Genomic DNA, 15,958 nt, shown 5'->3' with positions numbered 1-15,958 from the left:
TTACTCCATGTAATGTGCTATTCAAAGTCCGGACACGTTACTCAAGGTAACTGCGTTAACTTGCTTATACACCAATTTACCAGTGATGGATGTAAAAAAGCCAATAGAATTAACCTATTGGCTTTGAACTTCCAGAGTAGCCCGTTCTTTTATCTAAGAACGAGCGACATAAGGTATTGCTTATGAGGTTGGGCTAAGGTTTTGACCTTTATATTCACCAGTGAGTGTCTTGAGGAATGCCTTAATCGCATCAACTTCTTGGTCGCTCATTTCAACACCTACTTGATACTTACCCATGTCGAAAATCGCCTTGTCTAAAGTTTCTGCCTGTCCGTCATGGAAGTAAGGCGCAGTCAGCTCGATGTTTCTCAGTGTAGGGACTTTAAACTTGTGTCGGTCCGATTCGATGCCCGTTACGTTGAAACGCCCCATATCTTCTGGTGTGATGTCAGAACCACGGTCAGAGAAGTAATCCGCTTTTAGGCCCATTGCCTCAAAGGTTTCACCGCCCATGGCTTCACCCGCATGGCATGTACCGCAGCTATACTTTTTGAAAAGCATCAGGCCATATTTTTCATGGCTATCTATAGCATCGACGTTACCCGTTAAGTATTGGTCAAAACGGCTGTTGGGTGTCGTCAATGTCTTTTCAAATTCAGCGATAGCGTGAGTGATGGTGTGGCCGCTGATTTCACCTTCGTAGGTCTTGTCGAACATAGCCACTAATTCTTGGTCGTGGCTAAGCTTGTCAACTATCTGATCCCAACCTTCAGAACCCATTTCAATTGGGTTGAATGGAGGACCGCCAGCTTGGTCTTGGAGGTCGTTTGCTCGACCGTCCCAAAATTGGAGCTTGTTGTACACTGAGTTGAAGACGGTTGGTGCATTGATTCCGCCCACTTGACCATGAATGCCAATCGAGCCAACGAGATTGTCTACTCCACCCGTATCGAGGCCATGACATGATGCACAAGACACGGTGTCATCTCCAGACAGGCGCGTATCGTGATATAAGGCCTTACCTAACTTAGCCCTGTCTTCGTCAACGTCAAAGCTAGAATAGATAGGCTGCAAAGCGAGCTTTTTTCCCTCGTCATGCACCGGTGAGTTGGCGTGAAGAGTGGCACGAGTGTGACGAATCCATCTAAGAAGCGTGTGTTTCTCTTCTTTCGAAATTCCTGCTGACCAGTGCATCGATTGGTAGATTTTTGGTGGCATGGAATCGTCATAAAGAACTTTTTCGATACGAGCTAATGCCACTTCAGATATCGGTTCTTTACCTTGTACCCCATTGAACAACTGAGTAATTTCAAAGTGTCTCATACCAGATTGAAGGTCTTTATCCATCAGGTTTTTAGCGATTGGCCAGTTCGCATAAAAAGGCATCTCGCTGTCGCCTGTATGGCAATAACTGCATCCCTTATCTGTAAGTACTTTCATCGCTTGATAATCAAGAGATGACTCATCGAGTGATGAGAATTGCGCCAAGTTTTGCTCGGCCAGTTTTTGGTCATTTTTGTCGACCCAATACACCGAGCCTAAATAAGCCAATATCCCTAAACCAACTAAACTAAATATTATTTTTTTATTATTCATTTTTTAACTCCCTAGTGAATTGGCTAGGAAGTTATTGAATTTAAGAAACTTTATGAAATGACAAAAAGGAATCAATATTAATCGAATAACTAGATGGAGAATAATTTAACGAAATAAAGCCATTTAATTCATGTGGTTATATTGGTTTGTTAAAAATGGCAACAAATACAACAGGATGCCGATCGCTACTAACTTTGATTTCAATCAATTTACCTGTCTATGCGGCAAATGTGTTTTTTGATATGTGCACCCGTATTAATAATGCTGACTTGATGATTTTCGCTTTGTTCGAGAGAGCGGCTGAGTGAATGTACTTTGCTAGTTCGGCTAGCAAGGGAGCAAGGACCAAGGTGACGTCACTATTGTCTGGCTAATCGAGTTTTGACATTTGAACAAGTAAATGATGCATAAATTAGGATGCTATGCGGGAATTCATGTTCACCGTGTTATTTATGTATGGTTAAAAACCGAACGTTGATATAATGGTGGGATATTTTCCTTTATTCATCAATACGTTCCGTTTAGGTATCTCTATGTTGCTCTCTTCAATTATTCATCATACTCGAGGTGATTTTGTTCGCAGGCTTATTGCGATTGCTTTGCCTATTGCTTTGCAGAGCATTATGTTTTCAAGCCGAGGCTTAGTGGATGTGTTGATGTTGGGCCAACTTGGCGAAGCAGACATTGCGGCTGTGGGTGTTGCGAGCCGAGCGATGTTCGTGACGACCATTATGCTGGTGGGTGTCACCACCGGCGGCGCTCTTCTTACTGCTCAATATTGGGGAGCGGGTAACAGGCAAGGTGTGAGAGAAAGCACCGCACTGACGTGGCTGGTTTCGACCCTATTTGCGTTACTGACCATTGCATTTTTCGTTTCATTTCCTACACAAATTATGGGCGTGACTACCGACTCTCAAGAGGTCATCAACCTAGGCGTTGAATACATCGTAATTACCTCATTTAGCATGTTAGCGGTATCGTGCGTAAGCAGTATGGCTGTGGGTTTGAGAGCGATGCACAAACCAGGGCTAAGCACCTTCTTCAGCGGTATCGGTATCCTGTCTAATGTATTCTTAAACTGGGTGCTGATTTTCGGTAACTTGGGTTTTCCAGCGCTTGGAATCAAAGGCGCAGCAATTGCAACGGTGCTGAGTGGTGCAATTGAAGTCGCGACTTTGTTTGGTTATCTCTATTTCTCTAAGCATTTATTAGCTTTTAAGTTCTGCGATATTAAAGCGGCAGCTTCGATCGAAAAGGTGGTTCGCTTTTTGAAGTTGTCTCTGCCGACCACGTTTAACTTCTTAGCATGGGCGGGTGGGTTGTTTGCTTACCACGCGATCATGGGACAATCGGGCGTTCAAGGTTTAGCTGCACTTTCAGTAATGACGCCAGTTGAATCTATCTCATTGAGTTTATTGATTGGCCTTTCGAACGCGGCAGCGGTTCTGGTGGGTAATCAACTTGGCGCGAAAAACAATGAAGCGGTTTACTATCAAGCGCTAGGCTTAACGATTTTGTGTTTCTTAACCAGTATCGTAGTGGCCGTTTTTCTCTACTTCGTTCAAACGCCAATACTCAATGCCTTTAGCGCATTGACTGAAGAAACCAGAGCCCTCTCAGAAAAGTTTATTCTGATTCTGAGTGTAGGTATTATTATTCGCTCTGTGCCGTTGACTGTGATTGTTGGTGTGTTGAGAGCGGGCGGTGATGTGAAGTTCTGCCTCTATCAAGACTTGATTGCTCAGTGGGTGATTGGCATTCCACTGGCGGCCATTGCTGCTATTTATCTTAAGTTTCCACCTGAGTGGGTATATCTGCTTTTCCTAACTGAAGAAGTGATTAAGTGGGGCGGGTCGCTCTATCGCATGAAAACAAGAAAATGGATTAAAAACTTGATAGGAAGTTGAAGTAGGGCGCACCAATCACGTCACTTTATCATTGGTGTGTGATCTATCTTTCAAAATACTTCCTCCTAACAGGGAATTAGTGTAGATTCTCCTTCCAAATTCTAACTAATGCGAGCTGTTTAATGTTAAAGCTGTCAGACCTATGTAAAGGCTATGTCGATGGGGGGGAGTTTCACCCTGTTTTGCAAGGTGCTGAATTAACATTAAACCAAGGTGACCAGCTAGCATTAATGGGAGAAAGCGGATCAGGTAAAAGTACTTTACTGAACCTTATCGCGGGTTTAGACCTAGCGGATTCAGGTGAAATCGCTTTCCCTCACTTCAATATGCACGACTCAACCGAGCGTGATCGCACTGCTTATCGTAGAAACAACATTGGCCATATTTTTCAGCAGTTCAACTTGCTGCCAACGCTAAATATTGCCGATAACATCCGTTTTTGCCGTCAGTTAAAAGGCTTACCTGAAGACAAAGGCCTCTGGAGGCAGATTCTTTCTGCTTTAGACCTTATGCCTTTGCTTGGCCGCTACCCTGAAGAAGCGTCTGGTGGCCAACAACAACGTGCGGCAATTGCGCGTGCGCTGTATATGGAACCAAAAATATTGCTGGCCGATGAGCCGACCGGTAGTTTAGATGAGCGTAATGCAGAAGCTGTAATGCGTTTGCTGACCTCTTTGGCTCGCCAATTAGAATGTACCTTGTTGCTGGTGACACACAGTGAAAAAGTAGCACTGCACATGGATGGCAGGATCCGTCTACAAGGAGGGCAACTGCATGTTATGGCCCGTAGTTAAGGCACTACTCGGTCACTATCGACGTTACCCACTGCAGATTATTTTGGTATGGCTTGGTTTAACCCTCGGCGTATCACTTTTGGTTGGTGTTACTGCTATCAATCAACACGCCAAGCAAAGCTATGCACATGGCGAAAAACTCTTTTCGAATCCTCTTCCTTACCGTATTCGACCAAAACACAACGCTAATAAGATTCCACAAGGTTTTTATATCCAGCTTCGCCGTGAAGGCTTTCAACAGTGCTCTCCTTTTGACCACCATCGTATCACTGATGAAAACGGCGCGAACTTCATGCTTATCGGCATAGACCCTGTTTCTATGCTTCAGTTGCAGCCGGGTATTGCGTTAAAAGATCTCACCACTTTAAACCTCATGAAACCGCCATATCCAATCCTTGTAAGTGATGATCTCGCTGAACACATGGAGTGGAACAACGGTGATTACATTCCTCTGATGGATGGCTCTGAGCTTGGTCCTGTGGTTGTCGATCAAAACAACCTGATTAATGGCACCAGATTAATAGCAGATATTTCCTTGCTCCGCATGCTTAAACGCAGTGCAGGACTTTCAGTGATTGCTTGCTCAGACATGTCTACTGAGAAATTTGAGCGTCTAAAAAATATGTTGCCGAATGGGTTGACGATCACCCGCAGTTCTAAAGCGGAACTCGAGTCGCTAACCAGTGCTTTTCACTTAAATCTTAAAGCGATGGGTATGCTGTCGTTTGTGGTTGGCTTGTTTATTTTCTATCAAGCGATGTCGCTGTCGTTTATTCAGCGCCAACCGTTAGTCGGAATCTTAAGACAAACAGGTGTATCGGGCTGGCAACTGGCGAAAGCGCTTTGTTTAGAATTGTTGCTATTGGTAGTACTGAGCTGGATCTGCGGTAATGTATTCGGTGTCATGTTGGCTAATCAATTGTTACCGGCAGTATCTTCAAGCTTAGGTGACCTATATGATGCCAATGTTGGTTTAACGATTGACTGGAATTGGCGATGGAGCGGTTACAGCTTGTTAATGGCACTACTTGGTGCATTCTTAGCGTGTGCTTGGCCGCTGGTTCGTTTGCTTAGATCACAACCTATTCGTTTGACCTCTCGATTATCTTTGATGCGTTTTGCGGGTACAGAATTCACATGGCAAGCATTGATTGGGTGTGGCTTCTTGGTTGCAGCTGTCGCTGTGTATCAAGCCCCTCAGACTCAAGAGTCTGGTTTTGCGATTATCGCGTTGATGCTCGTCAGTGTGGCTCTGTTTACGCCATTCTTGATGTGGAAGCTATTTAATAGCCTCTCTTATTCATTGCGCTGGGTTCGTGCTCGCTGGTTCTTTGCTGATGCTGCGTCAAGTATGAGCTACCGTGGCGTAGCAACAATGGCGTTTATGCTGGCGCTGACAGCAAACATTGGTGTAGAAACCATGGTCGGTAGCTTTAGGGATACCACTGATAAATGGCTAACACAGCGTTTGGCTGCAGATCTTTACATCTACCCAACCAACAATGCCGCTGCTCGCATGAGTAACTGGCTGTCAGACCAACCAGAAGTGGACTCAGTTTGGTGGCGTTGGGAGAAAGACGTAGCTTCTCCAGTGGGTAGTATTCAAGTGGTCAGTACTGGTCCTTCTGAAGGTGAACTAGAAGCGTTGACCATCAAATTAGGTATTCCGAATTATTGGTATCACTTACATCACTCGAAAGGTGTGTTGATCAGTGAGTCGATGTCTCTTAAGTTGGGGATTCGCCCAGGCGACTACATTGACCTTTATGACAACCTTGGTTCCGGTTGGCAGGTTGTCGGTGTTTATTACGATTATGGGAACCCTTACCATCAGGTCATGATGTCACATCGAAACTGGCTGTATGGATTTGCAGGGCGCGGCAATGTGGGCCTTGGCGTTATACTCAAAGATGATGTTAATTCAGTAGGACTTCGCAGCCGACTGGAAAGTGTATTCAGGCTTGGTTCTGAGCGAGTTTTTGATAACAACAATATTCACAGTCAAGCAATGCGTGTGTTTGATAGAACGTTCGCGATCGCTGATACGTTGGGTAACATTACCTTGGTTATCGCAGTCTTTGGTATCTTCTTTGCAACCGTTGCTGGTGAAGTGTCTCGACAAAGGCATATCTCGCTGCAGCGCTGTTTAGGTGTATCGGCGAAAGAGCTGATTCTGACAGGTAGCTTACAGTTGTTTGTATTTGGGCTTATTTCCTCCTTGATTGCGATTCCGCTCGGTTTAGCGTTAGCAAGCTTGATTGTTGATATCGTTATTAAGCAGTCTTTTGGCTGGTCTCTCGAGTTACAAGTGATTCCTTGGGACTATTTACAGACATTTGCATGGGCCATGGCTGCATTGATGTTGGCTGGTGCTTTGCCAGTGATGAGAATGATTCGGAACACCCCGATGAAATCATTGAGGGATGCGCTTTAATATGCTTCAACGAAATGGCTCAACGAAACTCAGACACCGACTTATTTCCTCTCTATTACTGATTGGTTTCTTTGGCACTATTTTAGGTATCTGGGCGTATTATTCTTATTTTGTTGACGTTGGTGAAAAGGGGGTTAACGAGGTTAACTCAGTACTTGTTAGCGAACATTTCAATGTGTTTGAGCCTGTGCTACCTGACCGCAGCGTTTCATTGCCTCGTGACTTTCAGTTCCACCCAGAATTCCAACACGAGTGGTGGCATTACTTTGCATCTCTAAAAGGGGATGACGGTAAAAAGTACTCAGTGCAGTGGAGCTTCTTCCGTATAGCTACTGATGAACGTGAGACCCCAGGATGGCAAAGTCCTCAGGTCTATATTTCAAATGTTGTGATCTCTTCTGATTCCAAAGTTTGGAAAGAGCAACGTTTAGCGCGTGGTGGCATAGGCCAGGCGGGAATGACCAGTCGTCCGTTTAGGATTTGGATTGATAACTGGAACTGGCGCGCACTCGGTAGCACACCATTCCCGGGTCGACTTCAAGTGCAAACTGATACGTTTGGCCTTGAACTCGACACTATAGCGAAAGGTCCATACGTGCTCAACGGTGATAACGGCTATCAGAAAAAGCACGATTTATTACCTGTTGCGTCTTATAACTTCAGCGCTCCGTTCTTGTCTCTAAGTGGCGTGTTGAATTTGGACGGTGTTGCCAAGGAAGTTGAAGGCACTGCTTGGGTACATAAAGAGTGGGGGAGTGGCTTACTCGGAGTGGGTCAGCAAGGCTGGGATTGGTTCGTGTTTAATCTTGATGATGGCACAGCACTGAGCATTAACCGCTACCGCCATAATCAACAGTTGCCTTATGTTTTCGGAACATTGGCCACTCGCTCTGGTAAAGTGTATCAGCTCACGGACTCCGATATTTCTATCAAGCCTTTACAGAATACGACGCTACTGAATGGTAGAAGGATGCCACTGCAATGGATTATTAATGTGCCACAACACAATATCAACCTCACGACGCGTATCAAGCGTAGGGATATGTGGCTGCCTTTTGTCATACCCTATTGGGAAGGGCCAATTATGGCGAGCGGAAGCCATGAAGCAACAGGCTTTATGCAGTTAACAGGCTACTAAAAAACACCTAAGGCTATCATTTGATAGCCTTTTTTTATGTTGGCGATTCCTACCAGACTCGAATTATTTGTGCATACAGCCTTGGTGATCTCATCTATACTTATTTTATGGCGCATAATAATATTATGGAATATACGACGTATTGTTTAGTATTTGTAGGAAAAACCGAAGTTAAACATCCGAAGAAGTGATTATCTATCGATAAAGCTTAGATATAAACTCTGGGTTATTCTTTGTTATTCGTTTATTTAAATAATAAATATAAGGGCGAAATCATGACCGACGTCATCCGTGACTTCTTTAAATTAGAATCTGCTGGCGGCATCATCCTAGTTATCGCTGCGGCGATCGCAATGTTTGTAGCAAACTCACCACTGAACGAAATGTACCAAGGTGTACTTCATAGTTACGTTCTTGGTATGTCTGTGTCTCACTGGATTAACGATGGCTTAATGGCTGTCTTCTTCCTTCTAATCGGCTTAGAAGTTAAGCGTGAACTTTTAGAAGGCGCATTAAAGTCTAAAGAGACGGCAATCTTCCCAGCTATCGCTGCTGTGGGCGGTATGCTAGCTCCTGCACTTATTTATGTGCTATTTAACTCAAGTAACCCTGAAGCGCTTCAAGGTTGGGCTATCCCTGCTGCAACGGATATCGCATTTGCGTTGGGTATCATGGCTCTTCTTGGTAACCGCGTACCAGTAAGTTTGAAAGTGTTCCTACTGGCTCTAGCAATTATCGATGACTTAGGTGTTGTTGTTATCATTGCATTGTTCTACTCAGGCGACCTATCAACGCTTGCACTAACGGTTGGTTTCATCGCGACTGGTGTGTTGTTCATGTTAAATAACAAGCATGTAACTAAGCTGAGCGTGTACTTAATTGTTGGTGCGATCCTATGGTTCGCTGTATTGAAGTCTGGTGTTCACGCAACATTGGCTGGTGTAGTAATTGGTTTTGCTATCCCACTAAAAGGTAATAAAGGAGAACATTCTCCGCTGAAACACTTAGAGCATGCTCTGCACCCATACGTCGCTTTTGCAATCTTGCCAATCTTCGCATTTGCAAACGCAGGTATATCACTAGAAGGCATCTCAATTTCAAACCTTACAGGAATGCTACCGCTTGGTATTGCTATGGGTCTATTGGTTGGTAAGCCACTGGGTATCTTCCTATTCAGCTGGGGTGCTGTGAAAACCGGCGTAGCTAAGCTTCCTGAAGGTGTGAATTTCATGAACATCTTCGCGGTATCTGTGTTGTGTGGTATTGGCTTTACTATGTCTATCTTTATCTCGTCACTGGCATTTGGTCCAACGAACGCAGATTTTGATACGCTTGCTCGATTAGGTATCCTGATGGGCTCAACAACTGCAGCTATCTTAGGTTACTTCCTGCTAAGTATTTCTCTACCGAAAACTAAGCATCAAGAAGTAAAACTATAATCGGTAATTGGTTCGATTAACCATCGAGCCAATTCCTGAGCAACAAGTCAATTTCTGAGTAGCAAGAAGAGTCACAGAGTCATCCACACGATTCATGTGACGACAAAGAACAAAAAGCCGTGATAGGTAACCCTATCACGGCTTTATTGATCATGTTGCTAAGCTACTATTTGTAAGATGGCTTGTTTTGCAAATACGGTGACAATGTCACGCTACTTTTCTAGTGTTGTAAAAATAGTCCACTCTTCAACGATCTGCTCACTTAACCCAACTACGGTCGCCGTTACCTTTCGGTTCAGTGCGTGTGAAGTAGGGTCATCACCATCGCTTTCTAAGCGTTCTTCGCCATAGCCAACAATTCTCACACGCTCTGGTTCTATACCATTCGACAATAACTCGTCTTGCACATTATTCGCTCGTTTCTTTGATAAATCTAAGTTGTACTCATTGGAACCCACTTTACTCGCGTAACCTTGGATTTCGATAGAAGCACTTTTGTAGGTTTCAAGGAACTCTGCCATCGTGCTGATTTGATCAGAAAATATTGGATTCACTTCAAATGAGTCATGAGCAAAGAGTATTTTTAGCTGTCTGACTTCTTCTGCACGAATCGTTTCACCACAGCCATCATTATCGACTTGTGATGCTTCAGGCGTTCCTGGGCAGGTATCGCGTGCGTTGACCACACCATCTTTGTCATCATCTTGCAGGTCTGCAATCTGTTCCGCTTCAGGTGTCTCGATGTAGGCCTCTTCCTGTTGACTAGAGCAGGCGAATAGAGTCATCGTTAATACGGGAAGTAATAAGTAAGTTATTTTCATCATTAATACTCCACGGCCGTTGTCCACTCTTCTGGTATGTCGACCAGTAGAGCGTTCAATAAAGAACCGGTTGCGTTCATCACACGGTACTTAGCGTACTGCTCGGAGTAATGCGCATCTAGATAGTCTTTACGGGCTTCAAATAGTTCGTTCTCTGTGTTGAGCAAGTCAAGCAGAGTACGTTTGCCTATTCGGTATTGTTTTTCATAAGCGATAACGGTCTCCGAAGCTGAATCAACATGGTCAGATAGAAAGTTTTTTTGTTGCAGTGTTAAATCTAAGGCACTCCATGAAAGGCGAAGACCTTCTTCGACTTGGCGATAAGCACGATCTCTCAGATCTTTTGCTTTATTCAATTGGTAAGCAGCTGCTTCAGAATTAGCACTGTCTGTTCCACCGTTGTACAAGTTATATCGCATTCTTAGCATCGCGAGTGTCTCTTGACTAGAGCCTTCATCGCCTCCCGCATCGTCACGCCACGACTGTGATGCTTCGATGGAGAATGTGGGGTAGTTTACGCCTTTTGATTGTTTGTATTGAAAATGTGCTGCGTCGACATCAGCCGTTGCGATTTTTATCACTGGGTGTTTGTCTAAGGCATCAACAATGGCGTCCGTTAACGACAAAGGAATCCTCGAAATATCGGCTCGTGGGTAAATTAAGCCTAGGGGTTCTTGGCCAACCACTCGTCTAAACTGGGTGTGTGTATCGATTAAATTATTCTGTGCGGCCAACAAGTTACCATGAGCTTTTGCAATCCTAGCTTCTACCTGAGATACATCCGCGGTTGAACCTATGCCTGAATTAGCTCGTTTCTTTATATCCTTGTAGATTTTCTTGTGTATCGAAAGATTACTTTCTGACAGTGCCAGTACTTCTGTGGCTTTCACAGCATCTAAATAGATTTGGGTCACCTCTAGCGCTTTGTCTTCGGCATCCGCTATCAATTGCAAGCGAACTGATTCGGCTTCTGCAGCGGTACGATCAATGTCGTACAGTGTTGCGGAACCATCCCACAGCAATTGGGTGAGGGAAATCGTCGCTTCCTTTCTTGTTAGATCGGTATCGGGACCGTTGTTTGGTGCTGGGTTTATGCCTTCGTAACCAATACCGGCATCAAGATCGATACTGGGCTTGTATGCACCTCCAGAGGCATCATTACGCTTTTTCACGCTCACATATTCGTTAAAGATGCTTTTTATCTCTGGATTGGTTGCCAAAGTAATAGCCACCGACTGTTCCAGAGTTTGAGCGGCGAGTGGTGTTGCTGCAACTAAGCAACACATGATGGATAATTTGAACAATTTCAAAGTAGCTCTCCTTCTACTTTCAATGTCTCATCCGTTTCCCAACCTACGTTTACCGCTGAATTGAGAGAAGGGTATTAAACGAAGCTTAGGACATTTGCAAAAAAATGCGAAGTTTGTTGGTTTTTTTTTGAATGTAAGTCGCTATTGCTATTGACTAATTTGAAAAGTGCTTTGGTTGCACTACTTTAGTGAGTTGATTATCAATAGTGCCACTACTAAATTTATTGTAGGAAATAGCCACAGCGCAGAGTGGGATTGGATCCGCGTTTGGTGTGTTCTGGGTAGAAGTGGGAATATGGATATGGGAAATATCAACCTAAATATACTAGGTCTTGCTAGCGGGAGTGTAGTGCTCGACGCTCAAGGCCAAGTTAGACGTTTGTCTCCGGGCGAACAACCAGCTGCTAGCGACGTAATTATCAGTTTTGATACTAGTGAAGAGAGTGTGCCAAGTGTTTCTGCACGTTTTGTAGATAACCAGGGCCAACAAAATGTGCTAGATACTGACGATGCGATCGCTCAAGTTCAGCGTGCAATTGAAGAAGGATTTGATCCAACAGAACTAGGAGATGAGTTTGATACTGCTGCTGGTGAGGAAGGCTCGAGTTTGACCAACAGCGGTAGGATTGAACGTACTGGGGCTGAAACTCAAGCTGCCACGAATTTTGAAACTGAAGGGTTTGAGTCTCAAGGATTGTCAGAAACTCAAAGTATTGCTCTTTTGGATATCATCGCTTTTGCGCTTATTTCAGGTGAAACTAATGTTATTGAGTTTGAGCAGGATGAACCAATTGAGACAGGTGGCGCCTTAACCAGCGATGATCCGGACGTTACCTTTATTGGCAAAGAGGTCGCTGGAGATAATGATCTCGGTACCTTTGTTGTAAACGAAGATGGTACTTGGACCTTCGTGGCCAACAGCCCTTATGATGAGCTTGCCGATGGCGAGCAAATTCAAGACACGACGACAGTACAAACCTCCGATGGAGTCGAACAAGTCATCACAGTAACGATAATTGGTACTGATGATGCGGCTGTAGCCACTGACGACTCGGGCAGTGTGACCGAGGACATTGATGTAGACGACATCACCAACCAATTAGTGACGTCTGGTCAGATCGTGATTACAGATGTAGACAGCGACACTCCCACCTTTTCAGCTGATGGTGAGTTTAACCTCGTAGGTTCAACAAACGACTCACAGCTAGGCGTTTTGAGCATCGACCCTGATGGTGCGTGGACTTACGTAGTTAACAACGATGACGTACAGTACTTAGATGACGATGAGTTCGTAACTGAGGTTTATACCGTTACAGCCAGCGACGGTACCACAAGCGAAGTTATCATCACTATTAACGGAGCTGATGATCCATCTGATATAACCGTTGGCGAAGGTGATTCAGACACAGGTGAAGTGACTGAGGATGTGGATGTTGACCTAGAGAGCAACAACTTAATAACCTCCGGAACGCTAACCATCACCGATGTAGACGACAGTGATGTCGCTGCTTTTGAACCCAATGGTACGTTTAACCCAGAAGGCTCGACCAATGATACTGCGTTGGGTATGTTGACCATTACCGACGACGGTGAATGGACGTACGTCGTGGACAACGATGATGTGCAATATCTTGATGACGATGAGTTCGTTACCGAGGTTTACACGGTTACTGCGATTGACGGAACCACAAGTGAAGTGACCATCACCATCAATGGTGCTGATGACCCGTCTGAAATCACTGTTGGTGAAGGTGATTCTGACACGGGTGAGGTGACGGAAGATGTCGATGTTGATCCTGATACCAACGAACTTTCAGTTTCAGGTACTTTAACGATTACTGATGTCGATACGAGTGACATGCCCGCCTTTAAACCTAATGGTGTGTTTACCCCGATTGGGTCTACTTATGCACTTGCTCTGGGCATGTTAACGATTACTCCTGAGGGGGCATGGAGTTATGTCGTTGATAACGATGCGGTTCAATACTTGAATGATGATGACGTGGTTATTGAGCGATATGTGGTAACCGCTATTGATGGTGTAGAGCATGTTATCGAGATAACAATCAATGGTGTCAATGACGCACCTGAAGCGACCAGCTTTACGGTCGTTAATGATGAGGACGCGGTCATACCAATCCTTTTCGATTCTGAAGACGGTGGTATGCCTGATTACATCTCAGATATAGAAGATGACCATGATGACATTCCACTTAATATTCGAATCGAAAGTCTGCCAACCAACGGCAGCCTTTTGTATACCGATGAAAATGGCGTCACGAGAGAAATCGTGCAGTCTGATGTTGATAACGGTGTGTTGTTTGTTCCGAACAATATCAGTTTTGTTGCTGGGCCTGGAGAAATGTTTGAAATGGGCTTCAGTGGTGATCCTGAGGATATGCCAGAGCTTGTTGATGGTTTCTATAATTGGGGTGTAGAAGTTTCACCAACAGAGAGACTTATTACGCTAGATAACGGTAATACGATTACAGTAACGATCGAAGATAACAATGATAAACCGTTGAAACAGTATCAAGGTGAACAACCTCATGTTGGCTTTGGTATTGGTGATACTGATGGTAGAGGTATGAACAAACAGGAGACCTTGGTCCTCGACTTTACTAATAATCCATTAGAGGTTGTTGACTTTGGTTTAGATGGTTTGGGTGGTTCATTTAACACTGATAGTAATGTTTATGTTGAAGTGCTCTATACCTTTGCTGATGGCACGACTCAGACGGAGCAATATCAAAAAGATCCAGGAGATACAGGGAATAACCAAATTCTGTATGATTTTAGTTATTCTTCACCAGACAATCCGATTGTTGGGATGGAGCTGTCATCGACAGGGGGCAGTTGGGAGTTACGCTATGTTCAAGGTAACGAGGCAGTAACCGAAGACCCGCAGTTTGATTATGTCGCGGTCGACTCTAATGGTGCAGAAAGCACGGTAGAGACGGTCACCATAGATATCGAAGAACCGCAGCAATATAACGTTGTTAGTGCAGCGAGTAATGAACCCTTGTATGCCGAGTCAGGCAACGATCTGCTAATTGGAGATAGTGGAGACAACATCTTCACGTGGCTAGACTCTGCGCTCGACAACGGTACTGATATTATTAAAGATTTCGAGCTTTATACTGGTGGTTCTGGGGATCTGATCAACCTCAATGATTTGGTCGAAGACCCTCAAGATGAGACTCAAATGGCAGAGCTACTTGATGCGATTGAGGTCTCTGTCGACGGAGAAGATATCGCGTTGTCTATTCCAATCAATGGAGGGGATGATGTCCAAACTATAGTTGTTGAGGGGATTGCGACTGAACTGGGTGGTTCGGTTGATCTAGGTAATGACCTTGCTGTGCTGGGAGAGCTGATAAAAAATGATGCTGCTTAATTAGATAAAGTGAAAGGTTCTAATGCTTAACGTAAGAAAAGCCCTCGATTTCGGGGGCTTTTTTGTGTCGAGTAACAGCCAAAGAAAAGGTATCAGATCAACACACAAAAAAAAGCCCAAACCAACGTGGTTTGGGCGGATACAAGTATAGGAGTTAATAAGGAAAATGCAGTAATTAAGAAAGCAGTGAGAAGAACAAGTTTGACGGCCTGTTAAACTTCTAAATACGCTGTTTTCTACCTAATTTATGACCCCCCATTTCCATTTCAGTTCCAAGAAAATTCATTATTTTTTTATTTTTTTGTAAACACACAGCGATTCAATCGGTTAGTGCTGAGTTTTATTAACTGGTACGACCAATTTGTGAAAATGTGATGTTGCTTGCTTGTTAAATAAATGTACTAAGCGTATATTTCAAACAGTTGTTTAATACGAGTGATTGAAATGGCACCAAGAAGTACAACCAAAGACAAAATCTTAGATGTGGCTGAAGGCTTATTTGCTGAGCACGGTTTTAATGACACCTCTTTACGCACGATTACGAGTAAAGCGAATGTCAACTTAGCTTCAGTGAACTATCACTTTGGCGATAAGAAGACTCTGGTTCGTGCGGTACTCAATCGTTACTTAGAGGCATTTATGCCAGCACTGCAAGATGCATTAGTGAACTTAAACTTGAACGAAACGTATTCTATGAGTGACGTGTTTGAGTCTTTGAGACAGCCACTAAGAGCACTTAATGATGTTAGGCCAAATGGTACCAGTCGTTTCATGTTGCTTATCGGCAGAGGCTATACGGATGTGCAAGGGCACCTGCGTTGGTTCATTACTACGCGTTATAGCGAAGTTCTTTCTCTGTTTACGACGTCAGTAATGAAGGCGAATCCGAACCTCACTCAAGAACAGTTATTTTGGCGATTACACTTCACCCTAGGGACTTGTGTATTCACCATGGCATCAAGTCAGGCTCTAGTAGAAATTGCAGAGAATGACTATGGCAGAAAGATAGATGCTAAAGCAGTGGTTGATATTCTTATTCCATATTTAGCCGCTGGTATGTCAGCAGAAGAATAAAACAATAAAAAGCGAAACATTCACAACCAATATAGTGAACAAAAGGAT

At 44.1% G+C, this 15,958-nt stretch carries 10 protein-coding genes; 7 read left to right on the top strand and 3 right to left on the bottom strand.

Features of this window, described 5'->3' with window-relative positions:
• Positions 1-180: 180 nt before the first annotated feature.
• Positions 181-1,596, bottom strand: a complete 1,416-nt coding sequence (locus ATB74_RS17775; protein ID WP_061019303.1) for a cytochrome c peroxidase — start codon at positions 1,594-1,596, stop codon at positions 181-183.
• Positions 1,597-2,129: 533 nt separating this feature from the next.
• Between ATB74_RS17775 and ATB74_RS17770 the strand changes: the two genes are divergently transcribed.
• The 5 genes from ATB74_RS17770 to nhaA all read left to right on the top strand — a co-directional run bounded on the left by ATB74_RS17770 (position 2,130) and on the right by nhaA (position 9,308).
• Positions 2,130-3,503: an MATE family efflux transporter gene (locus ATB74_RS17770; protein ID WP_060982754.1), complete on the top strand. Its 1,374-nt coding sequence runs from the start codon at positions 2,130-2,132 to the stop codon at positions 3,501-3,503.
• Positions 3,504-3,625: 122 nt separating this feature from the next.
• On the top strand, positions 3,626-4,297 hold the full coding sequence (locus ATB74_RS17765; RefSeq protein WP_017060385.1) for an ABC transporter ATP-binding protein: 672 nt from the start codon (positions 3,626-3,628) through the stop codon (positions 4,295-4,297).
• The gene (locus ATB74_RS17760) at positions 4,278-6,731 is read left to right on the top strand and encodes an ABC transporter permease (RefSeq protein WP_060982753.1); all 2,454 of its coding nucleotides are present in this window, start codon (positions 4,278-4,280) and stop codon (positions 6,729-6,731) included. The genes ATB74_RS17765 and ATB74_RS17760 overlap by 20 nt, the downstream gene beginning before the upstream one ends.
• Positions 6,721-7,869 (top strand): lipocalin-like domain-containing protein, encoded by a 1,149-nt coding sequence (locus ATB74_RS17755; protein ID WP_061019302.1) that lies wholly within the window; start codon positions 6,721-6,723, stop codon positions 7,867-7,869. Before ATB74_RS17760 ends, ATB74_RS17755 begins: the two co-directional genes overlap by 11 nt.
• A 275-nt stretch (positions 7,870-8,144) precedes the next feature.
• Entirely contained in the window at positions 8,145-9,308 is a 1,164-nt protein-coding gene (gene nhaA, locus ATB74_RS17750) for a Na+/H+ antiporter NhaA (RefSeq protein WP_029405366.1), read from the top strand.
• Positions 9,309-9,520: 212 nt separating this feature from the next.
• Here nhaA and ATB74_RS17745 read toward each other — a convergent pair whose 3' ends face one another.
• Positions 9,521-10,132: an OmpA family protein gene (locus ATB74_RS17745; RefSeq protein WP_060982750.1), complete on the bottom strand. Its 612-nt coding sequence runs from the start codon at positions 10,130-10,132 to the stop codon at positions 9,521-9,523.
• Positions 10,132-11,439 (bottom strand): TolC family outer membrane protein, encoded by a 1,308-nt coding sequence (locus ATB74_RS17740; RefSeq protein ID WP_060982749.1) that lies wholly within the window; start codon positions 11,437-11,439, stop codon positions 10,132-10,134. Before ATB74_RS17740 ends, ATB74_RS17745 begins: the two co-directional genes overlap by 1 nt.
• A gap of 301 nt (positions 11,440-11,740) precedes the next feature.
• Here ATB74_RS17740 and ATB74_RS17735 point away from each other — a divergent pair, with 301 nt between their 5' ends.
• Both ATB74_RS17735 and ATB74_RS17730 read left to right on the top strand, forming a co-directional pair.
• Positions 11,741-14,836, top strand: a complete 3,096-nt coding sequence (locus ATB74_RS17735; protein WP_061019301.1) for a VCBS domain-containing protein — start codon at positions 11,741-11,743, stop codon at positions 14,834-14,836.
• A 444-nt stretch (positions 14,837-15,280) separates the two neighbouring features.
• Complete coding sequence (locus ATB74_RS17730) at positions 15,281-15,910, top strand: TetR/AcrR family transcriptional regulator (RefSeq protein ID WP_052878168.1); 630 nt, start codon at positions 15,281-15,283, stop codon at positions 15,908-15,910.
• Positions 15,911-15,958 lie beyond the last annotated feature (48 nt).

Source organism: Vibrio splendidus (assembly GCF_001557875.1).
Classification (GTDB): Bacteria; Pseudomonadota; Gammaproteobacteria; order Enterobacterales; family Vibrionaceae; genus Vibrio; species Vibrio splendidus_F.
Note: the sequence above shows the minus strand (reverse complement) of the source record. Positions and strands in the feature narration are given on the sequence as shown.

Bases quoted from the DNA above. Each gene is read 5' to 3' on its own strand.
- ATB74_RS17770 (WP_060982754.1), top strand. From the start codon at position 2,130: ATGTTGCTCTCTTCAATTATTCATCATACTCGAGGTGATTTTGTTCGC.
- ATB74_RS17775 (WP_061019303.1), bottom strand. From the start codon at position 1,596: ATGAATAATAAAAAAATAATATTTAGTTTAGTTGGTTTAGGGATATTG.
- ATB74_RS17765 (WP_017060385.1), top strand. From the start codon at position 3,626: ATGTTAAAGCTGTCAGACCTATGTAAAGGCTATGTCGATGGGGGGGAG.
- nhaA (WP_029405366.1), top strand. From the start codon at position 8,145: ATGACCGACGTCATCCGTGACTTCTTTAAATTAGAATCTGCTGGCGGC.
- ATB74_RS17745 (WP_060982750.1), bottom strand. From the start codon at position 10,132: ATGATGAAAATAACTTACTTATTACTTCCCGTATTAACGATGACTCTA.
- ATB74_RS17735 (WP_061019301.1), top strand. From the start codon at position 11,741: ATGGGAAATATCAACCTAAATATACTAGGTCTTGCTAGCGGGAGTGTA.
- ATB74_RS17760 (WP_060982753.1), top strand. From the start codon at position 4,278: ATGTTATGGCCCGTAGTTAAGGCACTACTCGGTCACTATCGACGTTAC.
- ATB74_RS17755 (WP_061019302.1), top strand. From the start codon at position 6,721: ATGCGCTTTAATATGCTTCAACGAAATGGCTCAACGAAACTCAGACAC.
- ATB74_RS17730 (WP_052878168.1), top strand. From the start codon at position 15,281: ATGGCACCAAGAAGTACAACCAAAGACAAAATCTTAGATGTGGCTGAA.